The organism is Peribacillus sp. GL_122 (genome assembly GCF_057835005.1).
In genome coordinates, this window is sequence record NZ_CM174415.1 from 986,221 (window position 1) to 1,010,201 (window position 23,981).

A 23,981-nucleotide genomic window follows, 5' to 3' on the forward strand; every position below is an offset into this window, starting at 1 on the left:
CCAGCTTCATGGGCTTCGGCCCGTTAACTTGAAGCTGGGAGGGGATTGTAGAACAGGATAATGATGAAAGGGAAGATATTTCTTTTAACTTTAATTGTCAGAATAATCATATAATTAAGGTGGTATGTGATATGAAAAACAGTGTAAATCTTGCAGGTGCATATATTGGAATCATCATTGGAGCAGGTTTCGCTTCAGGACAAGAAGTATTACAGTTCTTCACGAGTTTTGGAATCTACAGTGTATTGGGAATTTTGGTGGCAACCGCTTTATTCGCGTTTTTAGGCATGCAGGTTACTCAATTGGGGAGCACTCTCCAAACACGCTCCCATAAAAGCATCATCGATCATATTTGTGGCCGCTATATAGGCAGGGTGGTCGATATTATTATCACATTTTTCTTGTTTGGCGTTACAGTAATCATGATTGCCGGTTCCGGAACGATTTTTGAAGAACAATTCGGGATTCCAAGTATAGTTGGTGCAATCGTCATGACGGTGCTCACGATTGGTACTCTTTTACTTAATGTTAACAAAATTATGTCCATCATAAGTGCCGTAACACCGTTTTTATTTGTTATCATGATCATTATTTCAGGTTATTCATTTTTCACATCCGATCTAAGTTTCAATCAAATCATTTCATCTTCAAGTAAAGGGACGGCTGCAACCGGAAATTGGATGATGGGTTCATTACTTTATGTTTCATATAATATGACTGCCGGAATTGCCATGCTAGCCGTAATGGGAGGGACCTTCAAGAATAAGAAAGAGGCTGGTATGGGAGGAATTCTAGGAGGTATCGGATTGGGGATCTTGCTATTCTTGATCAATTTGGGGATGATGTCCGACTTGAAGGGCATAGAAGGCTCAGGTATGCCTACCCTTCATTTAGCGAATCAGATTTCTCCATGGTTGGGATATCTCCTATCAATCATCCTTTTAGGAATGATTTATAATACCGCTGTCGGGATGCTGTATGCATTCACCGCCAGGTTGGTGCCTGCGGAAACGAAACGCTTTAAAATATCCGTGATTATGGTCGGGATCCTCGCTTTCCTTGCAAGTTTCGTTGGCTTTATTGAATTGGTTGGGACGGTATACCCGATCACAGGGTACTTAGGTTTTGTAATCATAGCAGCGCTCATCATTTCCTGGATCCGTTCAAAAACGAAAAAAGAGGCTGTGAATACGGAAATAGTGAAATTTTAATATCAATAGGACTGTGTGTAGAACTGCATGAAACATTTGGCCTGACATCTTCTTCATGGAGGTGTTTTTTTCTGTTATCGAGGACCTTTACTCATGATCACGGCATTTTTCCTCCTTTTTTTCATACATTAGTTTAAAGGCGGAAGACAAGGGGGATTTCGGATGAATGAAGCGGAGCAAAAGGCTCTGGAATATGCCATTAGTGAAATTACAGAAATAGCAACGGGGTTCGGGTTGGATTTTTACCCGATGCGTTATGAAATTTGCCCTTCAGAAATCATTTATACATTTGGTGCCTATGGGATGCCGACCCGTTTTTCTCATTGGAGCTTTGGGAAGCAATTTCATAAAATGAAGCTGCAGTACGACTTTGGATTAAGTAAGATCTATGAACTGGTCATTAACTCTGATCCTTGTTACGCTTTTCTACTGGACTCCAATTCACTTGTACAAAATAAATTGATTGTTGCCCACGTTTTGGCGCATTGTGATTTCTTTAAGAATAATATACGTTTTAATAATACTAAGAGAGATATGGTAGAAAGTATGTCGGCAACGGCAGAAAGAATCCGTGAATATGAAATCCTGCATGGCAAAAAGGAAGTGGAAACCTTTCTCGATGCACTTTTAGCCATTGAAGAACATATCGATCCGTCGCTGATGAGACCGAAACTTGCCTGGACGATGGAAGATGAGGAAGAAGAAGAGGAAATAAAACCGACAGCCACACAATACGATGATTTATGGAACCTTGATAATAAGGATAAACCGAAGCAATCGAACATTAAAAAGAGAAAAAAATTCCCGCCAAGGCCTGAAAAGGATATTATGCTTTTCATAGAGCAGTACAGCAGGGATTTAACCGATTGGCAACGGGATATCATGACGATGATCAGGGAAGAGATGCTGTATTTCTGGCCGCAGCTGGAAACGAAAATCATGAACGAAGGCTGGGCATCCTACTGGCATCAGCGCATAATCCGTGAATTGGATCTATCCTCAGGGGAAGCCATTGAATTCGCAAAACTGAACGCAGGCGTCGTTCAGCCATCACGGACCAGCATCAATCCTTATTATCTAGGATTGAAGGTGCTTGAAGATATTGAAGAACGCTATGATAATCCCACTGAAGAAATGATCAAGCTGGGCGTCAAGCCTGGATCTGGCCGGGAAAAGATGTTCGAAGTCAGGGAAATCGAATCGGATATTTCCTTTCTCCGTAATTATTTGACGAAAGATCTGGTCATGCGGGAGGATATGTACTTATTCCAAAAGCAGGGCAAGGATTATAAAATCGTCGATAAGGCATGGGAGAATGTTCGTGATCAACTCGTGAGTATGAGGGTTAACGGCGGTTTCCCTTATATCACAGTAAATGATGGGGACTTCATGCGCAATGGGGAACTTTATCTAAAACATTGGTATGAAGATATTGAACTGGATTTGAAGTACCTCGAAAAAGTCATGCCATATATCCATCAGCTCTGGGGCCGCTCCGTTCATATGGAATCAGTCATTGAAGGAAAAGAAGTCCTGTTTTCCTATGATGGAAAGGGTATTCACCGGAAATATTTATAAAGCAGAAAAAACTGCCGATCACTCGGCAGTTTTTTCTGCTTTATATTGATGCTTTTTGGAGATGCAGTATTAAATTACTTTTGGATAGGCGTTTTTAAACATTTTATTTTTTCATCTACAATTCGAAATCTTTAATACAGCAGTTGGATGTAATACTTTTTCCGAATCGAACGCTTCCAATGGTTCTTCATTTTGAACTTTCTTTACCCAGTCGTGATTAGCCAATGCTCCTTTACCTAAAGAGTGTTAGTAGGCGGACCAAAGACCATAAAGAAAGAGCTGCCAATCTTGGCAGCTCTTTTCATTATTAAATCTTAATATCGACCTTAGCATTTTTCTGAAGTTCTTCCACATGCTTCACAAGCTTTTCTTGTTTCTTTTGCTGCTCTAGTTGTTCCTTGATTTGCGGCTTCATTTCTTCGAGTTTCTGTACCTTCTGTCCGCTTGTTTTAGCTTGCTCTGCAACCTGGTCGTAATACTTTTGGATTTCTTCATCAGTTGCTTCTTCCACTTTAATCTCTTTTTCGACGTACTTCGTATATGGGATGTTCTCTGCGATCTGAGCATTCAGCGTTTCCGTATTCAGACCTGCTTGCTTCATCGCTTCCTTGAATTTCTCTTCACTCTCATATTGTTTTTTGATTTCGGCAAGTTGCTTTTCAATTTCGGCCTTGGAAGCTGTGTAGCCCTTTTTATCAGCTGCTTGAAGTAGCAATTTTTGCCCAACTAAAGAATTGAGCGTTTGCTCTTTAATTTGTTTGGCTCCCTCCTTGGTTGTTGGGTCTTGTCCGAATTGCTGCATCTGCATTTGTGTGGTAGACAACACGGTATTATATTCCGCACCTGAAATTTTTTCGTCATTGACGATGGCCACCGTTTTCTTTTCATCCACCTTTTGCTTGTCTAGTTTCTTCTGCATTTCTTCCATCTGTTTTTGCTGTTCCTCAGTTGCTTTGGCCGTTTCTTTCTCAGTTGTTTTAGTCTCTTTCTCGTCATTTTTCTTATCAGCTTCATCGTTCGAACCACAAGCCGTTAGAACAACTGCCAATAATCCAATGATGATTGGGTACAATAGTTTCTTCATATTTCAGTCTCCTCTCGTATTCAATGCTAAAAAATCATCTAATGCGCATTATAAAGGAATTTCCCATTAAAACACAATATATTCATTCTTTTTTCCAGAAAACAGGAAGATAGTATAGGCATTATCTCATTATATAAGTGTAACATTCGCGGAAATGAACCATTTTACCCTTCGTCATGAAATAAGCTTAAAAGGAATGCGAAGGCTGATACGTGGTGCAGACAGAAACTTGTAGTCTATCACTTACACACAAGCATTGCTTAGTAACTATTGTATCTAAAACTTGTATGGTATTTTATACCTTATCATCTGAATGTAGTTCATTTAGCCTATATGTTGAGAATTTTAATCATGAACGGAGTGAGCCGTGACAATGAGAAAAGTGAAACAAAGGGACAGGATCGGAAAATCAGCTATTGGAGGTATAGATTTTGAAAGGAAAATCAAGGCTGCCATTTGAATTGGCAGGATATTTAAAGTTGGGGGATGCCGTCATCATTACGGATCAAGATCATCGCATACTTGATATTAATGGATATTATGTAAGGACGACAGGGTATTCAAGGAACAGTATCATTGGGTTCAAAGCTGGATTCCTAAAGTCAGGGATAACACCTTTGTATACATACACATCCCTGAAAAACGAGTTAAGGGAAGGAAATCTTTGGTCAGGGGTCTTCACCAACCGAAAGAAATCGGGTGACATTTGGCATTTCTCTATTACGATTACTCCTATTCATCTAGGGGGGCAGTGGTATTTTGTAGGGATTTTCCGTGAACTGGAACAATTGAAAGAAGGGATTTACCTCTCGGAAAAGAAAAGGGCAGAGACTCAAAGGGAATTGTTAAAGGTCTTCGCCATTTCATTCGAAATCCGTGATCCAGGCCCTTGAGAGTTCAAAACCTAACCGAGCGGCTAGTTATGGTTCATAATCGAAGATGCCAGCTTGAACTATCTAAAAGCTATATGAATCATATCGTTCATTCAAGTATTCTACATGATATCGGGAAAGCGGAGATTCCTGAGAGGATATTATACAAACCTGGCCCGTTATCTCCATATAAACGAAAAATCATCGAGATGCATCCGTTAATGGGATCCGATATTTTGAATAAGATTTCAAAGGAAATGAACAATGATGTGATCAGCAGCCTGGAAGTGGCTGAAAACATCATCCTCCATCATTATGAAAAATGGGATGGAACTGGATATCCACATCGTTTGAAAGGTGAGGACATCCCATTGGAAGCTAGAATAGTTGCCATTGTGGATGTGTTCGATGCATTGACCAGCAGAAGGCCGTATAAAGATTCCTAGACAGTGGAGCGGGCATTATCTTTCATAAACGAACAAAAAGGAAAGCATTTCGACCCATCCATCGTGGTGTCTTTCTTTTGTTATTTTAATGAAAAGGCGGCGCAGAAAAATGGTTTCGAAACCGTTCGCAGCACAGGGATATATTAAACAACGAACTCGTCGAATATCATATCCTGATATAATGGGGTAATGCTTCGTGGAAAGAAAAGGTCGCATCAGCCTTCTGGATCTGATCGTTAACCCTTGGAGACCAAGGGGGGACGGCTCCTTATCAATTGTAGGGTTAAAAAGAAAATCCCTACTAATTTACCCTAAAAGTAGAGAAGCCTTATTACTACATTCCTTTTTTCTTAATTCTATTAAAGTAATAAACGACTGCGATTACCAGAATCAACAGTACCAAAACAATCCTTACATCGTCCGATGCCTTCAATATTTGTGTTACCGAATACGCTTCGACAAGGAGGGCAGGCAGTTTTCCGATGGATGTCGCGAGAAAGAAAATCATCATTCCCGTCTTGCTTAATGCTGCTGTGAGGTTGATCACGCCGGATGGAATAAAAGGAAGGAGCCTAAGCATCAGAATCATCCAAAATGCATGAAATCCTTGTGACTCTTGCAGCTTCATGATCCACCGGTTCTTCATGAACTTGGGTTTGAATGTTTGAAAGCCCTTTCGATATAACCAAAAGCTGACCACTGCTCCGGCAATTTCCCCCATGTAAGAAAGGATCAATCCCTTTTCAAATCCAAATACGGTGATATTGGCAGCCGTGATGAATACGCTTGGAATAAAACCAAGCACGCTAATCAATATATTGAATGCTAAACTTACAGCAATGGAAAAAGGGCCGCTGGAAAGTAATGCCTCAGAAATGAAATTCATATCAATCCACGGAACTCCATTTATAACCGATGCCCCAGACCGTTTTCAAATGTTGATCTGCAGGAAAACCGGCATGACGCAATTTCTCTCTAATATTTCGAATATGGGAATCGATTGTCCGATCTTCCGTATCCGTTTTAAATCCCCATATGGTCGAAAGGAGGTGGTCTCTGGAATACACTTGATCTGGGGATTTTAAAAACAAGCACAACAGTGAGAACTCTTTTGGTGTTAATGGGATTGTTTTGGTATGATAATGTGCTTCATAAGCGGATTCATTTAATTTTAGCCCCCTAAAGATCACATGATCATCCTGAATATGCACTCGCCGCGTGACCGCTTCGATTCTGGCAAGTAAAACATCTTCATTAAAGGGTTTCGTAATATAATCGTCTGCGCCCTTTTTCAACCCTTTCACCATTTCTTGTGCAGCATCCCGGGCTGTGAGCATGATTATGGGAATATTGGAAAACGCACGGATCCTTTCGCACGTTTTCCACCCATCCATCTCAGGCATCATTACATCAAGAAGTACTATGTCCGCATGTTTATGCCTTAAGAACTGCATGGCTTCATGTCCAGATTTAATCTTCACGCATGTATATCCGTGAGGTGTAATGTATAGATCTAATAGATCAAGCATTCTCTGTTCATCATCAACCAGAACTACTGTCTTCATTTGTTATCTCCTTAAATGTGATAGTGAAGCACGTTCCTTGCTTCAAGTCGCTTTTAACCGAAATGGTTCCTCCTTGTATCTCCACTAATTGCTTGACGATTGAGAGCCCCAATCCGAATCCACCGGTATCTCTGGCGCGTGATTTCTCGACACGATATAAACGATCAAAGATATGGGGGATATCTTCAGGGGGAATGCCAACTCCTTGATCAATTATGGAGATGGAAATCCTGCCAAGGCATTCAGTGGCTTTGATGGTGGTGACTGTATATTCGTTCGAGTACTTCAGCGCATTATCCAGCAGGTTAAGAATGACTTGCTCAAACCGTGAGGGATCTATATCTATAAATAAATCATCCTTACATTCCAGATTCAATTGAATTCTTTCATTTGTAAAAGCCGGTAAAACTTTTTCGTGAATGTTTCGCAGGAATGAAGAGAGCTGGACGGTTTCTTTTGATATGGTGAATGTATTTAGATCCATTCTAGCCATATTGAATAGTTCGTCCAATAATCTGTTTAATCGTTCGGATTCATCATGGATGATCTCTAAATATCGTGATCGTTCGGAATCATCCAAACCTTTCCGTCGGGCAACGTCAGCATATCCCTTTATATAAGTTAGCGGCGTGCGCAGTTCATGAGAGATACTTGCCAAAAATTCATTCCGTTCCTTCTTTAAATAGTTCAATTCATCAGCCAAGCTTTGAATGGATTGGGCGAGCTCCCCGAGTTCATCATGAGATCGTACTGGCACAGCCACTGAAAAATTCCCTTTGCTGAGCTTGGTTGTCGCTTCCTTCATCGCTATCAGTGGTCTAGTTAAAGCCTTTGATAGAAAATAAATGATGACAAGCATGAAGAAAAGGAGCAAAGCGGTCGCAAGAAGGAAATGCCTATTCAATTGTGCGATTAAATCCTCCACATCTCTTGTATCTTTGAACATATAAACATAGCCTTTGTTTTCTTCATCGCTGATAAATGGCGTAACGGTGGCTATATATCTTTCATCCTTCCAACTCGATTGGATGATCAGACCTTTTCGAGGTACCTGCGGTAGGTTTTTAGCTAAGATTTTTTCCATTCCCCCATTTACCTTTTCGGAAGATATCAGAATATCTCCTCTTGTATCCGTAATCACGACATCTGTATCGTTATGTGATTCCATCAGGCCGATATGCTGAAGGGTTGAGCCGGAATACGTAATTTCCAACACATCACGATGACTATTGCCACGGGCCTTCAGTGAATCCAATTCCTGATTGACACGGGAATGTATCACTTTATTATGCAAGTAAACCATGGAAACGGTTTCTATCAAAAAAATGCAAACAAATATAGATAGTCCGAGCTTAAATGAGATTTTCAGGAGCATTCACCTTCTTATAGAATAAAGTCAGTTTAGCGAAAAAATATGAAGAAAGTATGCATTTTTTCAATTTCTTCGCATCTTCTTAAACAATAATACGGTTTTCAAAGGGAACAAGCCAATAAATTGGCGAGGTCATTAGCTTAATGCTGGAGGGAGCGGTTACGCGTTCATTAACGTACACAAACTGCCTTCAAGATGGTTCGGAGTGCATCCCGTTGTTATTAAAAAAATAGATGCTTATTCATTACTTGAATTTATATATACTAGTCTTATTTTAATCACCTATAACAATATGAAACTGCCAGGAAATTGGGCAGTTTTTTGATTTAGTTCATTCGAAATATTTTGCATTAAGGAAACATTTTGTCGTAAGTGAATACTATGTAAGAAAGGAGCTGAACCATATGAATTGTACAAACCGTACGCAGAAAAAAATAATCGCTTATTCCGCATTATTCAAAAAAATGGGCATTCTCAATGAAGAGGAATACAAAAACATCGCAAAGACTTTTCAAACTAAGGATTGAGCAAGTGTCCATTGGATCTATTCATTAACTTTCATCCTGCATTAAACGGTCTGTAAAACCCCCGCCTTTCAATTTTTCGAATGAGGAGGGGGGACTGCAGTCTGGCAGGTACTCATTTGCTCCCATTAATTACGGAGGAGGATGATGGTTTCCCTTACTATCTCTTAAGGGGTGTCGCTGATGCCGTCAATTTGTCCCGCTCTGATTCCTATCGGAATTCACCTGTTTGACGGCTTCGCTTTTAGCCATACATCTAGACGAAATGATGTATCCTAAGTTTGAAAAACTACATATATGATGGATGTTCATGGCAAATTGGAGGGGATTATTGAAAATGGGCAGGCCATATATTTTGGCTATCGCTTAATTTCTGCCGTTTTTAATGGAGGTTAAAAAGTGAAAAGGAAGATTGTTGTGATCCGCTGGTGTTCTCTGCGATAATGGAATAAAGAAATCGAAAAGGAGTTACGTAGGATGGCAGAGGACTTTAAGATTCCTAGCTTGAAAGTTGATGAGATCGATAAGAAAATCATTTCGGTTTTACATGAAGATGCGCGAATTTCGTATACCGACTTAGCGAAGAAAGTGGAGCTCTCCAGGGTTGCGGTTCAGATGAGAATCAATCATCTTGTTGAAAACGGTGTGATCGAGAGGTTCACAGCGGTCATAAATCCTGCTAAGGTCGGCATCCATGTTTCGGCATTCTTTAACGTTGAGGTTGAGCCTAAATATCTGGAATCGGTCGCACAGCAATTAGAAAGTGAACCGGCTGTAACGAGTTTATATCATATGACCGGTCCGAGTAAACTCCATATGCACGGAATCTTTACTGATAACCAGGAGATGGAACGTTTTCTCAATGAGAAGCTGTATGCGGTCGTCGGTGTTGTCAGCGTTGATTGCCAAATTCTCATTAAACGTTATAAAAGCCGGATGGGCATGAAGCTTTAAATGAAAAAATCCCCCTATATAGGTGGATTTTTTATTATAATGTGAGCGGGATGATAAAGCCGCCGTACGCAAAGGCAAGGATGATTACGAAGGCCGGGTGGATCTTGAATTTACCTAGGGCCAAAAAGGCCAATCCAGCGATGACGATTGAATGGATGTAGCCGATGGAACCGACGGCATCCTCGGCCATATTCCAGGTGAGCAATAACATCATGATCGCAATCACGGGCTGTACAAGCAGGGACATGCCTTTTACGATAGGCGATTGCTTGTATTTTCGTAGGATTTTTAATAAATATATCAAAGCCACGGCTGAAGGGATGATCGTGCCTGCCAATGCGGCTAGAAACCCTGGCCAGCCATATACATCATATCCGACATATGCGGCTATTTTCGTGGCGATCGGTCCTGGGAGTGAATTTCCTAACGCAAGCATTTGTGAGAACTCGGTATTATCAAGCCAGCCATAACGAGTGACGATTTGATCATACATAAGCGGAATCGAGGCTGGACCTCCGCCATAACCAAGAATATTGGCAATGAAAAACGCTAGAAAAACAGCAACTCCTATTGGGATAATAAGACCCATTAAGTGGATTCCTCCTTCCTATTAATCTTTTTATTTTTCAATCTTTCCTTTAATTTATAATGGAAAGCACCATATAAAAGGAAAATCATAATGACGATACCCGGATGCAGGGAAATGACCTGCAGAAGCAAAAAGGAAATCGCAAAGAAGGTGATACCGAGCACCTTTCCTAACCCTTTTACCGTCTTTTCGCCAAACTCATAAGCCATTTGACCAAGCATGACAGCAACAACCGGCATTACAGCAGCGATCATATTACTGATCATTGCCGAATTACTTAAAACATTAATGAATGCAATCAAGAAGACCATCGCAATGCATGAAGGTAAAACGTGAGCGGCCACGCTGACGATGGCTCCAGGCCAGCCTTTTAATTTATAACCAAGATATGCTGCCATCTTAGTGGCAATAGGTCCTGGGAGTGTATTGGCAATCGCCAAAGTGTCCCCGAATTCATCATCGTCGAGCCAGTGATAACGGGAAACTGCTTCGTGGCGGATGAGCGGGATGACAGATGGCCCGCCGCCGAAACCTAAAATCCCCGTTCTCATCATCCCGATCGTCAATTCCGTATATGGATTTTTCAAGAACGATTCCTCCTTGGTTTTAGAATTCTTTTCCATGATTATGAATTAATGATAACAAAAATGCTTTCGAAATGTACATAAAATCATGATAATAATTACGTAATGAATGTATAAAAGGTATATTTCAATGCAATAGGTTGAAGTAAATAAAAATTGGATTACCTAAGAAAAACAAACAAGTAAAAATACAAAAAGTACCCTATAGGCAGACCTTTTTAAAGTGACTGCTCTATAGGGTACTTTTTAAAATATAACTCTAACAAACTTTTTAATATGGGTTATTCTTCCCGAATGACTAATAACACACCAATAAAAATTAATATTGTACCTATCCAAAAAGACAAGCCGATTTGTTCACCTAGTATTAACCAACCTAAAAAAGTACCCACTATAGGTTGGAAAAAGAAAAATAATCCCCCACTTGATGCGGTTAGCATTTGCAGTCCGCGATTCCACAGTAAAAAGGCACATGCTGTGGAAATAACGCCCAAGTATAAAAGGCCGCCCCATATGGATGGATGCATGATTGCTTGAAAATCAAGCTCATCTAATCGACTAATCGTAACAGGTGTTAAAAAGACAATTGCCACAAGCACTGCATATGTCGTTATAACAATTTGTGAATATTGCCCAGGTATTCGTTTAATTAGAACAGACATAAGTGCCCAAGTTAATGCAGCAATAAGCAGTGATACGCCCCCAAGTTGGTAAGATGAGCCAATATGGGCATTTCCGACAATGATACCGACACCGATCGTCGCTAAAATAACAGAAATTGATTTTTTAAAAGTAATCTTTTCTTTTAAAACGATACGTGCAAATATCACCATAAATGCAGGTGTTGTCGAAGTAATGATGGCTCCCATTTGTGCAGTGGATAGTAGCGTACCGACTTCCTGGGTTACAATAGAAATTGTGTTTCCAACAAGTCCTATAATGAAAACCAAAAGCCAGTCTCGTTTTTCAATCCGCCAAGATTGTTTTGTTATAAAACCAATTGTCAGCAATGCTAAAATCGCAATTACATATCGTAATAATACTAATTCAAGTGGTGGAACAACCTCTACCACAACTTTTACCACAACATACATCCCGCCCCAAATGCTAGCAGCGAGTGATAAATATAAAGAACCTAATATAGTGTTTTTCATTTTGTACCCTCCGTTTTAACTAAATATTCCCAGTCCTTAACGGAGATGCAATTTTCTACCGTTAAGGAAGAATAACTGCAGGTACATCATTTTCGAATAGCGGTGACCACAACATCAGCTTTCAGCTCTCTTTCAAAAATATTCTTTCAATAATTTTAGTTAATTATAAAGCTATACCGAGCTTCATTCGATTCAAAAATCAGTAAGTTATATTAAATATAAAGGATTTTAGTTATTTATAAAAGAACAAAAAATAGTTTTAGACACAGCGTACCATTAGAAAAACAACTCCCTTGAAAATCTCCCATTAAAAAACTACTTTACACATTGAAGCCAATTTATCCGGCGTGATTGCAAAAGAGGGACCGGTTAACGTAGATGTAGAAACCACAACTAGAAACCCCACCAGTTGTTAATAGGAAATGGTGGGGTTTTGTTAGGTGTTTTAAGCTTTAGTATACTGTCTCGATTGACGAATAATCTTTGCTTTTTTTTAAATGTAAGATTGAAAAATGGATTCTAGTTGGAATGAAAAGAGGGATTTATAGGGAAGGGAAACAAATGGTACAGTAATGATGTTAGTCAAATTGTCGTAATGATGAAGTAATAAAGCTGGAAAGAAAAAACGTGGATTAGGATTAAAAGGCTCCCTTAAAGAGTTTAATCCTAATCCACCATTAAGTTGAATTTTTTAGTGCATGACCTTTCCAGAAGCATCACAAGCGGTTATATTTTCTTTCGATTTTCCTGAACTCATCCGAAAGCTCAAATAAGGTGTGTAATACTGCTGTTTGAATATATAGATTCATATAATTATCATTACTTTTCTTTTGAAAAGATAAATCATGTTTTTCATTAATTTTCTGAGTTATACATTCATTAATTTCGCGCCACATTTCTTTTGTTCCTTCTTTAATTTTAGTCTCCATAATCTCCCACTCCTTTTTTATTAGTTTATCCAATCTATTACATTCTTATACTTATTTTTTGGCCAATCTGGTAACTTTTTTATTTTAAGATTAATATCTACTGTTCAAGTTATGATTCTTTGAGTAGGAAAAGGAAAGAGAAGCGACTATAGTGTTAGTCCACAATTAGTTTTTTGTAGAAATTAATAACCTCTAATGGATGATGACTTCTCCTTATTTTTCGAGTTTGTTTTCAAACAGCAGGATACCCAAAGGGCTAATGAACTACGGGTTCTTTGCTTCATTAAGGGAGTTTGCTTTGGCAGCACACTTATGGAGTTAAAGGGAAAGGATAGCTGCATAAGATCATAAGGTGCCGGATGGCTTATTTTTCAATTAAAGGGATTTGATGAAAGATAAGGAATAAAAACGAAATAATCTACAGAAAATACTTCTATTAACTACAAAATAGGAGTGTATATATGGAACAAACACTTTATGAAAAAGTTGGCGGAGAAGAAGCGATAGCAAAAGTTGTGGACTATTTTTACTCCGAGTTGGTTCTTAAGGATGATACAGTTAATCATTTTTTTGAAAAGACGGATATGGAAAAACAACGCCGTCATCAGACAAAATTTATTAGTTTTGCATTAGGTGGTCCAAAACAATACTCTGGACAATCCATGGCAAAAGCTCACCAAGGATTGAATCTGCAACCAGCCCATTTTGATGCCATTGTAAAACATCTAAACGATGCACTTGCTCACTTTGGAGTGAATGAAGCCGACATAGATACAGCTTTAACTAAAGTTGCTTCATTAAGAGATGATATCTTGTATAAATAACCGATATTTAGCTAAAAGGTACTTTGCTTCAGGAGCTGACTAGCAGCTCCTTTTCTTATGGAAGTAAAGGGAGTTCCATAGGGGGATTATTAAATAAAATTTAGCTCAAAAGAATGACCACTCCTACTCTTCATAGGAATGGTCCAAAATAAATTGTTTGAATTTTTGAGTTGCAGGTGATAAATATCTTCCCTCTACCCAAGCAATTCCAATTGTCCGTTGGCAATGCGGACTTTTGATAGGTATTTTTGTTATTTTACTTTGGTCTGTCCCCTTTAAGTTCGGCAGAATTGAAATTCCCAGTCCAGCAGCGACAAGCCCTGCAACGGTGTCTGCTTCCTCTCCTTCAAATGTAATCTTAGGTGTAATTCCCGCTTCCTTAAAAGCTTGCTCGATGGTGATACGAAGGGAAAAACCTTCTTTTAAAGAGATAAAAGCTTCATCTGAAATTTCTTCTAACGTAATATTTTTACGATTAGAGTATTTGTGGGCTTTAGGGACAATAACAAAAAGTTCTTCTTTCCAAAGCTGTCTCCATACAATTGGTGATTTAATCTCCATTGAAGCAATTAGACAAAGATCGAATTCTCCTGATTGCATCTGATCAATAAGGTTATGGGAGGGACCTTGTCCGAGACGAAAATTGATTTTAGGATGGCAGGCACGAAAGGAAGCGAGTAAATCAGGTATATGACTTGTACTTAAAGTGTGCAGAAACCCTAGCGACACTTCTCCCTGCTCTGGATCAAGTAAATCTTTTATTTCTTGCTTACCTTCATGGAATTCCTTCATCATATTATCCACATGCTTTAAAAAGATATGACCATATTTATTTAATCTAATCGAACGTCCCTGACGTTCAAATAAAGGCACACCTATTTCATCCTCAAATCGGGCAATCGAACGGCTAAGGGCAGGCTGGGAAATTGATAGGGCTTCTGCAGCATGGGTCACGTGTTGCATTCGTGCCAGTGTTTGAAAATATTCGAACTGTTGCCATTCCATTCTATAACACCTATTTCCATCTGATTTTTTCATTACATATATGCATTAAAAACATTAATATAATGAATTATACATCATAAAAAATCGGTGGTACTATAAAAATCAGAAAAACATCAGGATTATTCTCAAAAAAATAATTTTTTAAAGGGATGATTTTTTATGCAACAAGTGGGAAACCACATGAATTGGGTAAATGTATTATGAGTTACATACAACAAGGTACGCCGCTCTTTCGCAAAACCAGCTTTGCTTTCTTTGCAGCTGGTTTCAATACATTTGCAATTCTTTATTGCGTACAGCCTTTAATGCCAGAATTCTCAAAAGAATTCAGTATAAACCCAACTACAGCAAGTCTATCTCTCTCAATAACAACAATGGTTCTTGCCATCAGCATGCTAATATTTGGTTCTTTGTCAGAAGTATGGGGACGCAAGCCTATCATGGTCAGTTCAATGCTCGCTGCTTCTGTGTTTTGCATTCTCACAGCATTCAGTCCTAATTTTCATTTTCTGTTGGTGTTTCGAACTATTGAAGGAATTTCATTGGCGGGTCTGCCCTCTATAGCAATGGCTTATCTTGGGGAAGAAATAGAATCCAAGAGTCTAGGCACAGCAATGGGTCTATATATATGTGGCAATTCAATTGGTGCTGTTTTTGGCAGAGTTTTCTCAGGTATGTTGAGTGACTACTTTGGCTGGCACATAGCAATAGGGGGAATTGGTATCACAAGTTTAGCTGCCACCCTGATTTTTTGGAAATGCCTACCACCTTCGCGGAATTTCAAAGCTCGTCAATTAAAAATTGGAAAGTTAGGTAAATCATTAATTGACCATCTGAAAGATCCCGTTTTGATTTGTCTATTTGTTATGGGATTTTTACTTTTAGGCAGTAATGTTGCGTTGTTCAATTATATTGCTTATGCATTACTTGAAAGGCCTTACTCATTAAGTCAAACATTTGTAAGTTGGATATTCTTAATTATGATAATTGGAATGTTTAGCTCTGTCTGGACTGGGAAATTGGTGGATCGTCACGGTAAGCAAAAAATATTATTCATTAGCTTATTAATTACATTGACCGGTGTCTGTTTGACTTTGGATACTCATTTATTTATTAAAATACTTGGACTTGGATTGTTTACTTTTGGATTCTTTGGAGGTCATTCGATTGCAAGCAGCTGGGTCGGTCAACGTGCATTACAAAACAAAGCACAAGCCTCCTCATTATATTTATTTCTTTACTATACTGGCTCAAGTGTAGGAGGAACACTAGGAGGGGTGTTTTGGTCCACATACGGATGGGGGGGAGTAATCAGCATGAATGTTGGCTTCCTCATGATTGGTTTTATGCTTTGGGCGTGCGTTTCAAAAATTGTACTGAATTCGAAGAAAGTTACTAAGGTAGTCGAATTTGATTAATAATAGGTATTAGATTGTGAAGAAAAACACTTAAACTATCGGGGCAGGATAGTTGCAGAAGGAATTTCCTTATTTGAATTGTTCCATTAGATTGAGCAAATGTTAACGGCTAATCATTTTCCTTTAATTGGGTAACCCTGAGTATTAGTACATTTCCTTAACATAGTGAATAGGATAATTAAAAAAATCTTTGAAGGCGTTGAGAAAAATGTATGATGCTCCTTTTTCGTATCCCCACCAATATCAATATCAAAATCCTTATTATTTTAATGTACCAATAATTAACAATATGATACAGCACAAATGCTGGACTACACATGATGTTGCTAACCGATTGGATTTTTTTCAATCATCAATTGGAAGGAATGAAATCGGACTAAAAGATTATGGACAGAAACCATTTGTAATCAATATTAATGAAGCTACAAAACAAAACAATAACTACCGTACCGCATTATGGACAGGAAATCATTTTCAAGTTACATTGATGAGTCTTAAAGCTGGGGAAGATATCGGTTTAGAAATTCACCCTAACGTTGACCAATTTTTACGCATTGAACAACGTAAAGGGATTGTTCAAATGGGCAAGAGAAAAGATAATTTAAACTTTGTACGAAATGTTGATGATGATTTTGCCATTATGATACCTGCTGGAACATGGCATAATGTAACCAATACAGGTAATATCCCGTTGAAAATTTATTCTATATACGCACCTCCACAACATCCATTTGGCACGGTACATGTAACTAAAGCAGACGCTTTGGCTGCAGAACACCGTTCTGACTGTGATATGCACTATTCTCATCCAACAAAGTATCTAAATAGGATTCAAACAAATAATTTTAACATCGTAAAAACAAGCTTTTCTAAGGAGGAAGCAGCAGCGATAGCTTTACTTCTAGGCATTGATTTTAATAAAAGCAAGTTTGATTTAGATGAGTTTTGGATGGGAGTAAATACCGAGCTTGAACATGGAAAAATATCCAGCCAAACAAATGTAACTGGTGATGATCCTATTATAACGGGGAAAATTGCCCTAGCTCATCTTCACGAGTTCCCTGATTACTACAAAAGACTAAAGGTGCTTGAGGAAGAAGCAAAAGCCTATTGGAACATGGGTTAAATGATAAGAACAACTCATATTTTCAAGCGAGTTTGTGAAATGTTTTTCTTAAACTAATGGGTGCGTTAGGTCACTAAAAGAAAAAGGAGAGTACATAGTATACATGGCTAATATGTACTCTCCTTTATTAAGGTTTTTTAAAATTAGTTATAGAAAACTTCAGCTCGGTTATGAAGCCACCGTCCTCGAAGGGTTGCCAAAACGAGCAGTCCACTGTGCGGTAAAAAGTGCGCAATTGTTGAAAATCGTAATAAGTTGTACTGTAGCTTTTTTCGAATGGGGGAAATCATTTTCTTCATTGTATTGAATAATTGGGCCACTCTCCAGTAGCTCCCATCTTTCATAAAAGAGTTGGGTACGTTTGTTATCATTCGCAGTAACTCACGAAATATAATCAAATACTTTTAAAAAAACGACAAAGGGTTTATTAAGATACTTAAGGAATTACTGAAGTATAGTATCTTTAGGGGGAAAGTATATGCAAACTTTGGAAAAAATCAGCAATCGATGTTGGTATCAAACACCTGTTTCAGAAACGGATAGACCTATTCTAGGAGTAGTGGTTGGAGAAAACAGATCGTTAATGATTGATGCAGGAAATTCAGAAGCACATGCTAATTGTTTTCTTAAAGAGCTTAAAGAACAAGGTATTCCACTTCCAAGCATCGTTGTGCTTACACATTGGCACTGGGATCATATTTTTGGTTTGTCTGCTTTGAATATGCTGTCAGTTGCTTCTATTCAAACGAAAGCTAAAATTAAGAACCTTGTTTCGTACGAATGGACAGATTCTGCTTTAGAAGAACGAGTGAAATCGGGATTGGAAATTGAATTTTGTGCCAATGCAATCAAAAAAGAATTTGGAAGTGAAAGAAATATTATCATTTCATTACCAGATTTATCCTTTGAACAGAGAGTGGAGCTTGATCTAGGAGGAGTATCTTGTCTTTTGCAGCATGTAGGTGGCAATCATTCCCCAGACTCTATCATTGTCTATATCAAAGAAGAAAAAATACTATTCCTTGGCGACTCTATTTATGCAGATATCTATTCAAACAAAAGGAATTATACGACTAAAAGTACGATTCAATTATTAGACACAATCGATCAATTTGATGCTGAAATCTATGTCCTATCCCATTGGAAGCCAATATCGAAGGAAGAATATCAGAAAGAAGCAATACTATTAAGGACTGTAGCCACATTGACAGATCAATATAAGGGACGCTTTGAAGATATAAAGAAATCTTATCAACTCAAGCTAAACAGAGAGCTAAATGAAGAAGAGCTTGAAACGATTGGATACTTTGTGAACGGGTTCGAAATAAATAATTAGTTTTATAAGAATTCCTATTTGTTAACGGTGGGCATTTTATAAAATTGGAGACGATGCCTTTCTTATAGAACTATCAGGTGCGTTAGTTGAAGACATAAATGAATTTGGAGCTATGATCATAGCTCTTTTTTAGTGGTACTAAAGTTAGCTTAGTTTTATATAACTTAAATACTTTGGATTATTTTACCCTTATGAATAATTACTCATCATTGTTATTATTTTCTTAAAGGTTTAAATTACTTTACTGATCTTGAGTTTAATTTTGATATCGTTAATTCACCATTAAGGAATGTGGTTTACTGTGAGATCAATAAATAAAATTAACTTAGTTACAAAGTTATTAATTTTAATAATTTTTTTCTGTTTTAATACATATATTTGTTTTATGCAAGAGACAAAACAGAGGGCATGGTTACTGCGTTTATAGGTATCTTTCTAGCGATTTTAGTTGCAATTATTGGGTATAGATAAGAAGCAAAGATAATCGGATTTTCTACTCCCAAAAACCTTTTAATTATCAGGTAATACTTCCAAAAAAAGGTGAGGGAAATTTGGAGCAGTAGCAGACGTTGCATTAAAAAAATTAATGTGGGGTGAAGAAATACTTTAAATAATCACAATTATCGCAAAAAAAGAGGTCGGGATACTTATCCCGACCTCTTTTTTAATACTCTACTCTTTGTTAAGCTACCTTTTTTTCCTCTATTGTTCTGTTAGTAAATAGTTTTTCTTTAAGAGTAGGTATAATCATGCCATCTACCCCATACCTTCCTGCATTCATAGCAGAAACAAGGATAAACATAGATAATAGAACAAGTTGTGGATTGGTACTTGTCGTGCCACTAAACAGATAAGAGAAGTTCATAACTAGACCAAAAAAGACAGCTGTTTTAGTGAAACAACCCAGCAATAATCCTATCCCGACGAGGAATTCTCCCCAAGGTACTAACGTATTGAATATCTCTACATTAGGAATGGCTACATTTTCAAGGAATGCAACCCACCATCCCTGAACAGCCGGATGCTCTCCAGTTGAATTTGCCAACGCACCCTGTAAGAAACCAGAAGCATCAAATTGTCCGCCTGTTAATTTCCCCCAGCCAGCCATAACCCACGTATATCCGAGATACACACGCAAAACAGCCAAAAGAATGGAGACATTTTTGTTAAGCTTTAAAAGATCAATAAACATACTTTTCCTCCCTATAAATAAAAAATAATGACTAGGAGATATAATAACATAATTGAAAACGATTTTCATTATCGATTATGTAAATATTATATAAATAATCCCCTTTTAATACAATTTGAGGTAATATAGACCACACTAAGGATACATAGAAGATCGGAGCTGTCTTTAAGGCAGCTCTTTACTTATGGAACTAGAGGGGCAGGATAGTTGAAGAACGAATATGGTTTTTTATGGTAAAATAAACTTTATTACCTTCATTAAGAGTCTACTTTCAATATGAAATTAGATGATAGATGGGAGATATTCTATTTATATTAATAATTGCTTTTGCTAGGGTAATTATTGCTATTACCGGTTTCATTTTTATATTAGGTCGAAGGATATTTGAACCGAAGAAAGAGCTACAACAAAGAATTGTTAATCTCGAAGAAGAGGTTTGGAAATTAAAATTCAAAAATAACAATCTAAGTAAGCTTTAATGATCAGGTTACAAAGGAAGTCTTAACTGTTCAGTGGGTTTCCATTAACGCAATAGTATATTCCACTATTGCATATCTACTAATGCTCCTCATAAAATCCAATTTTATTGCTTTATCCGTTCCATTCGTTTTTTACCATGTTTTTAACTTTGTATCGGGTGTGCTAGGTGTACCAAATTTTTCACCATTAAGCACGATTTTTCCATTCAGTATTGATCAACAGCCTTTATGGACTGTACTAATTCCGTTTTCATTTCTTTTAATTAGTTTAATAGCTCTCTTATTATTCGCACTTCGTAAACGAGGCGGGATGGGTGATATAATCCATGGAACAACGTAAATATCGGGTGAAGAGGTTATAAAGGGTTACCTTGCTCGACAAGAAAAGAATCCATTTTAATCAATCTTATTTCAAAATGGATTCTTTTTATTTACGCTGGAATATGGGGGGCAGGTGAAAATTTTAATCAAGCTTGATTCCAAAAATACACATAGATCTTAATTAGTTCTATATTTTGATAAATCGACTTACTGATCATTTTTCAGTTCCTATATATTCAACTTTTAGGGGACTTTCCACCTGATAATTATCCTCATGATTCAATGCATCCTTCAAAGCTTCATGCCTTTACCCATTCCTGGTTCTTCAGAAAAGAGAATATGAGCTACAGTACCTCATATTTTCTTCATCAGTATAATATCCTTTTTGTGATACACACTTAAAACCAGACCAAACAAGCTGGCGTTAATCATCGCTGATAAAGCACCATAACTCATAAATGGCAGGGATACGCTTATTATTGGTAAGAAGCCGAGAGACATTCCGATGCTGATAGTTACCTGTGCAGTGAATATGGCAAAACTGCCGGAAACAAGCATTTTCCCAAATGGGTCTTTCACAGTTTGGAATATACGGGAAATTCGCCAGATCATCCATAAAAACAGCAGACCAATGAGCAAGGCCCCGGCCCAGCCAAGCGTATAGGTAATCGTTACAAAGATAAAATCCGTCATCATTTCATTTGAAAAATCAATCTCCCCGAGGGAACCAAAATGGCCAAACCATCCGGCATCCTCAATTAGCTTTTCCAGTTTCAAATATATATACCCCGATGTCTCACTGAATTTTTCAGGCGTAATGAACCCAAAAAGCCTTTCAAATTGATAGGCCCTTATAACTTTCAACTCTAACTCTATAAGCAGAAGTGAAACACATGTAGTAAGCAGGACCGCTGCAGTGATAAGGATTTTCCTCTTATTTAGGCTGCTCCTCCAGACCATTACAGCAACCATCAATGAATAAAGCACCGCCGCCTGCAAGTTGGTTGTAAACATAAACAAAAAGGCAGAACAAACGTATAAAATGGCAGCCAAATAAACATTCATCTTTTTTGATTGCAGCATTCCGGCCCAGGCAAGCAGAAAAATTGGCAGAACCACATTAGAATCGACCGACAATAAACCCATAATATTAATTCGAGGACGGCCGTTCACTAATACATTAGAAAATTGGAACTGAAAAAGAATCAGACATCCTATCGTAAAGAAAACCCAGCCCCATCTCTGAAATTTCCGATAATCGAAAAAAAGAATGACACAGGCCAAAATTACACTTCCTGTGACAGAGGATACCTGCTTCAGCACTGAAAATGAATTACCATCCTTAAATAAGAACCAAAACAAAAACAGGCCCGTAGCTGACATGAACAGAAACATGCTCATTAGCTTCCAATCAATCTTCGGCCTGTGCAGCTTGTCCATCTTCTGCCCAATGTCAGAGGGGCTTCCCATATTCCGGACAGCCAGTTCCTCTGCTTCATCCTCTTTATATCCTTTTTTGACCAGTTCAGTTTTAGCTTGATGCAGATGGGCTTTTAATTCAGCTTCTATATATTTTTTTGCTTCTTTTGATCGGATATACGACGAAACCTCATCTAAAAAATGATTGCTTCTCAATCGGTTCTTCCTCCTTCAAACGCTGTCCGCCAACTAGCAGAGGCGGAACCACTTTTAGATTCCTTTTTCTTTAGCCACTTTTTCGCACGTTCATCCAAGGAATAGAGCTTCCTTTCTTCAGTTTCCCAAAAAGACTGGAGCCAGCCTTCCTTCTCAAGCTCATGCAACGTAGCATACAAGGAGCCTTCGTTATTTTCAAATTTCCGGATGCCTTTCTGGTAAAGAGATTCGTTAATTTGATAACCATTTTTCTCCTTATCCAATGATCTGAAAATACCAATCAAGATGTCTTCCCTACTTACATCCTGCTTTTCGATAGCAGTATGGATGGAGTTTCTATGGTTTTCAGTGAATTTCAAATCAAGAAATGTATGCTTTTTCATAGCCGATTTCAAGCGTGTTAATTTATCTTCCATCGGTGGATTCCTCCCAATAGGTTTTTAACCGTCTTTTCGCTTGGCGCATCCGGGTCTTCACCGTTCCAAGTTTGACCCCGGTAATTTCAGAAATCTCCTTGAGCTTCATTTCCTGAAAATAATGGAGATAAATGAGCTCGCGATACTGGATTGGCAGTTCCATGACTGCATCAGCAAGCTGCCTGTCTTCATCCTGCTGAATGATCTCTTCTTCCACATTATCGGTAGAAGTCCATTCCTGCTCTTCTTCCGCAGTCGAAACTTTGCGGAAGTACCAGCTTTTCCTATAATCCTTACAATGGTTAATAGCAATTCTCCAAAGCCACGTCCTTATATTTGATTGTTGGTTATACGTGGGTAGCGCCTTATAGCATTTGATGAAAATCTCCTGTGTCAGGTCCTCTGCCACAACTGCATCTTTTACATAGGAATAGACCAATTGCAGAATATCCTGGCCATAAAGGGACATGATTTCATCCAGTAAGGATTTGTCATCTTTCATTTGAGACCATTTCAACACAAACTCCTCCAAAACAGTTCACACTTCCTTCCCTAGTTATAGACGATTGTACTTATAAGAAGGTTTTCTGTTTTTTAAAATTAAACCTTTGTTACTATGAAGTACAGCTAAAAATATAGAAAACATTTTAAGAATCAGTACAGCAATAGTAGAAAATCCTTGCCTGACAACATCCAATCAGAAAAGTTTAACCGGTTATAAACATGATAAACCGAAATAAATACTAGAATTTTTTTCTTATAGAACTATAGGGGCAGATTAGTTGAATAAGAAAAAGATATTAAAGGATTATTATGATAAAACAAGAATATAAATTGAAGAAGGTTTTGGGAAAAGGTGGGACAAAAATGGAAGCGTTGATTGAAGAGTATGGTCGTGGATACGCAATGATTCGGAAAGCTATCGAAGGATTAGCGGAGGAGGAGCTTCGTTTCAAGCCCGCACCGGACAAGTGGAGCATCCATCACATTCTCATCCATGTGACGGATGCTGAGGTCTTGTCTACACATCGGCTGAAAAAAGTCTTGGCGGAGCAGGAGCCACTTCTGCTTTCGTTTGACCAAGACGCATGGGCGAATGGCTTGGGGTATGATCTGTTGGACCGTGAACAGTATTTGCTCCTGTTCCAATTGCTGCGTTCCAGTATGCAGCCCATTCTGGACCATCTGACAAATGAACAAAGCGAGCGGGTGGGGGTATATGACGATGCAGAGCGGTGCACATTTAAGCAATTGCTGGAATTCCGTGTTGAGCATGTTCGAGGACACCTTGCCCAGATTGAGAGGGTGAGGGAAGCGTATCGGCAGAGCAAAGTATAATGTCTGTTAAATTTATAGAACTAACGGGT

23 protein-coding genes and 1 pseudogene are annotated in these 23,981 nt (G+C 38.3%); 11 read left to right on the forward strand and 13 right to left on the reverse strand.

Going from position 1 to position 23,981, the window contains the following annotated elements; all coding sequences use genetic code 11:
- Positions 1–131 precede the first annotated feature (131 nt).
- Together AC3ISB_RS04715 and AC3ISB_RS04720 are read left to right on the forward strand one after the other, a co-directional pair.
- Positions 132–1,211, forward strand: a complete 1,080-nt coding sequence (locus AC3ISB_RS04715) for a YkvI family membrane protein (protein WP_098373339.1) — start codon at positions 132–134, stop codon at positions 1,209–1,211.
- Between the two features lie 162 nt (positions 1,212–1,373).
- The gene (locus AC3ISB_RS04720; RefSeq protein ID WP_098373338.1) at positions 1,374–2,789 is read left to right on the forward strand and encodes a SpoVR family protein; all 1,416 of its coding nucleotides are present in this window, start codon (positions 1,374–1,376) and stop codon (positions 2,787–2,789) included.
- A 307-nt stretch (positions 2,790–3,096) separates the two neighbouring features.
- Here the strand turns inward: AC3ISB_RS04720 and AC3ISB_RS04725 are convergent, their stop codons facing one another.
- A complete protein-coding gene (locus tag AC3ISB_RS04725) occupies positions 3,097–3,873 on the reverse strand; it encodes a SurA N-terminal domain-containing protein (RefSeq protein ID WP_141992996.1) in 777 nt (258 codons plus the stop codon).
- A 431-nt stretch (positions 3,874–4,304) separates the two neighbouring features.
- On the opposite strand from AC3ISB_RS04725, the gene AC3ISB_RS04730 reads away from it, so the two are divergent.
- Positions 4,305–4,766 (forward strand): PAS domain-containing protein, encoded by a 462-nt coding sequence (locus tag AC3ISB_RS04730; protein WP_489275677.1) that lies wholly within the window; start codon positions 4,305–4,307, stop codon positions 4,764–4,766.
- Positions 4,767–4,795: 29 nt separating this feature from the next.
- Entirely contained in the window at positions 4,796–5,191 is a 396-nt protein-coding gene (locus AC3ISB_RS04735) for an HD-GYP domain-containing protein (protein WP_489275679.1), read from the forward strand.
- Between the two features lie 334 nt (positions 5,192–5,525).
- Here the strand turns inward: AC3ISB_RS04735 and AC3ISB_RS04740 are convergent, their stop codons facing one another.
- From AC3ISB_RS04740 to AC3ISB_RS04750, 3 genes are read right to left on the reverse strand one after another with little or no spacing between them, the layout of a single operon-like run.
- On the reverse strand, positions 5,526–6,077 hold the full coding sequence (locus AC3ISB_RS04740; RefSeq protein ID WP_489275681.1) for a TVP38/TMEM64 family protein: 552 nt from the start codon (positions 6,075–6,077) through the stop codon (positions 5,526–5,528).
- Between the two features lies 1 nt (position 6,078).
- Entirely contained in the window at positions 6,079–6,756 is a 678-nt protein-coding gene (locus AC3ISB_RS04745; RefSeq protein WP_489275682.1) for a response regulator transcription factor, read from the reverse strand.
- A complete protein-coding gene (locus AC3ISB_RS04750) occupies positions 6,734–8,131 on the reverse strand; it encodes a HAMP domain-containing sensor histidine kinase (RefSeq protein ID WP_489275684.1) in 1,398 nt (465 codons plus the stop codon). The genes AC3ISB_RS04745 and AC3ISB_RS04750 overlap by 23 nt, the downstream gene beginning before the upstream one ends.
- A 998-nt stretch (positions 8,132–9,129) precedes the next feature.
- On the opposite strand from AC3ISB_RS04750, the gene chrS reads away from it, so the two are divergent.
- Positions 9,130–9,606 (forward strand): chromate efflux transcriptional regulator ChrS, encoded by a 477-nt coding sequence (gene chrS, locus AC3ISB_RS04755; protein ID WP_034315019.1) that lies wholly within the window; start codon positions 9,130–9,132, stop codon positions 9,604–9,606.
- A 34-nt stretch (positions 9,607–9,640) separates the two neighbouring features.
- Here the strand turns inward: chrS and chrA are convergent, their stop codons facing one another.
- The 4 genes from chrA to AC3ISB_RS04775 all read right to left on the reverse strand — a co-directional run bounded on the left by chrA (position 9,641) and on the right by AC3ISB_RS04775 (position 12,862).
- The gene (gene chrA, locus AC3ISB_RS04760) at positions 9,641–10,195 is read right to left on the reverse strand and encodes a chromate efflux transporter ChrA (protein WP_098373333.1); all 555 of its coding nucleotides are present in this window, start codon (positions 10,193–10,195) and stop codon (positions 9,641–9,643) included.
- Positions 10,195–10,782, reverse strand: coding sequence for a chromate efflux transporter ChrB (chrB, locus tag AC3ISB_RS04765; RefSeq protein WP_489275685.1), 588 nt, complete (start codon positions 10,780–10,782; stop codon positions 10,195–10,197). The genes chrA and chrB overlap by 1 nt, the downstream gene beginning before the upstream one ends.
- A 278-nt stretch (positions 10,783–11,060) precedes the next feature.
- Positions 11,061–11,933, reverse strand: a complete 873-nt coding sequence (locus AC3ISB_RS04770) for a DMT family transporter (RefSeq protein WP_489275687.1) — start codon at positions 11,931–11,933, stop codon at positions 11,061–11,063.
- A 716-nt stretch (positions 11,934–12,649) separates the two neighbouring features.
- Entirely contained in the window at positions 12,650–12,862 is a 213-nt protein-coding gene (locus AC3ISB_RS04775; RefSeq protein WP_141992990.1) for a hypothetical protein, read from the reverse strand.
- Positions 12,863–13,323: 461 nt separating this feature from the next.
- On the opposite strand from AC3ISB_RS04775, the gene AC3ISB_RS04780 reads away from it, so the two are divergent.
- Positions 13,324–13,686 (forward strand): group I truncated hemoglobin, encoded by a 363-nt coding sequence (locus AC3ISB_RS04780; protein ID WP_098373329.1) that lies wholly within the window; start codon positions 13,324–13,326, stop codon positions 13,684–13,686.
- A gap of 123 nt (positions 13,687–13,809) precedes the next feature.
- On the opposite strand, the gene AC3ISB_RS04785 is transcribed toward AC3ISB_RS04780, so the two are convergent.
- On the reverse strand, positions 13,810–14,691 hold the full coding sequence (locus AC3ISB_RS04785) for a LysR family transcriptional regulator (protein WP_141993026.1): 882 nt from the start codon (positions 14,689–14,691) through the stop codon (positions 13,810–13,812).
- Between the two features lie 200 nt (positions 14,692–14,891).
- Between AC3ISB_RS04785 and AC3ISB_RS04790 the strand changes: the two genes are divergently transcribed.
- The 4 genes and pseudogenes from AC3ISB_RS04790 to AC3ISB_RS04805 all read left to right on the forward strand — a co-directional run bounded on the left by AC3ISB_RS04790 (position 14,892) and on the right by AC3ISB_RS04805 (position 18,571).
- Positions 14,892–16,109, forward strand: a complete 1,218-nt coding sequence (locus AC3ISB_RS04790) for an MFS transporter (protein ID WP_489275690.1) — start codon at positions 14,892–14,894, stop codon at positions 16,107–16,109.
- 208 nt (positions 16,110–16,317) lie between these two features.
- Positions 16,318–16,884 (forward strand): annotated as a pseudogene (locus AC3ISB_RS04795) (cupin domain-containing protein); the annotation flags it as partial.
- Positions 16,885–16,902: 18 nt separating this feature from the next.
- Entirely contained in the window at positions 16,903–17,235 is a 333-nt protein-coding gene (locus AC3ISB_RS04800) for a DUF5661 family protein (protein ID WP_286178607.1), read from the forward strand.
- 478 nt (positions 17,236–17,713) lie between these two features.
- The gene (locus AC3ISB_RS04805) at positions 17,714–18,571 is read left to right on the forward strand and encodes an MBL fold metallo-hydrolase (RefSeq protein WP_489275692.1); all 858 of its coding nucleotides are present in this window, start codon (positions 17,714–17,716) and stop codon (positions 18,569–18,571) included.
- Positions 18,572–19,253: 682 nt separating this feature from the next.
- Here AC3ISB_RS04805 and AC3ISB_RS04810 read toward each other — a convergent pair.
- From AC3ISB_RS04810 to AC3ISB_RS04825, 4 genes are all read right to left on the reverse strand, one after another.
- On the reverse strand, positions 19,254–19,763 hold the full coding sequence (locus AC3ISB_RS04810; protein WP_480340005.1) for a DoxX family protein: 510 nt from the start codon (positions 19,761–19,763) through the stop codon (positions 19,254–19,256).
- Between the two features lie 1,154 nt (positions 19,764–20,917).
- A complete protein-coding gene (locus AC3ISB_RS04815; RefSeq protein ID WP_480340004.1) occupies positions 20,918–22,198 on the reverse strand; it encodes an FtsW/RodA/SpoVE family cell cycle protein in 1,281 nt (426 codons plus the stop codon).
- A complete protein-coding gene (locus tag AC3ISB_RS04820; RefSeq protein ID WP_480340003.1) occupies positions 22,195–22,614 on the reverse strand; it encodes a PadR family transcriptional regulator in 420 nt (139 codons plus the stop codon). Before AC3ISB_RS04820 ends, AC3ISB_RS04815 begins: the two co-directional genes overlap by 4 nt.
- Positions 22,604–23,146, reverse strand: coding sequence for a sigma-70 family RNA polymerase sigma factor (locus AC3ISB_RS04825; RefSeq protein ID WP_141992984.1), 543 nt, complete (start codon positions 23,144–23,146; stop codon positions 22,604–22,606). The genes AC3ISB_RS04820 and AC3ISB_RS04825 overlap by 11 nt, the downstream gene beginning before the upstream one ends.
- 335 nt (positions 23,147–23,481) lie before the next feature.
- On the opposite strand from AC3ISB_RS04825, the gene AC3ISB_RS04830 reads away from it, so the two are divergent.
- Entirely contained in the window at positions 23,482–23,952 is a 471-nt protein-coding gene (locus AC3ISB_RS04830; RefSeq protein ID WP_141992983.1) for a DinB family protein, read from the forward strand.
- The last annotated feature ends 29 nt before the right edge of the window (positions 23,953–23,981 follow it).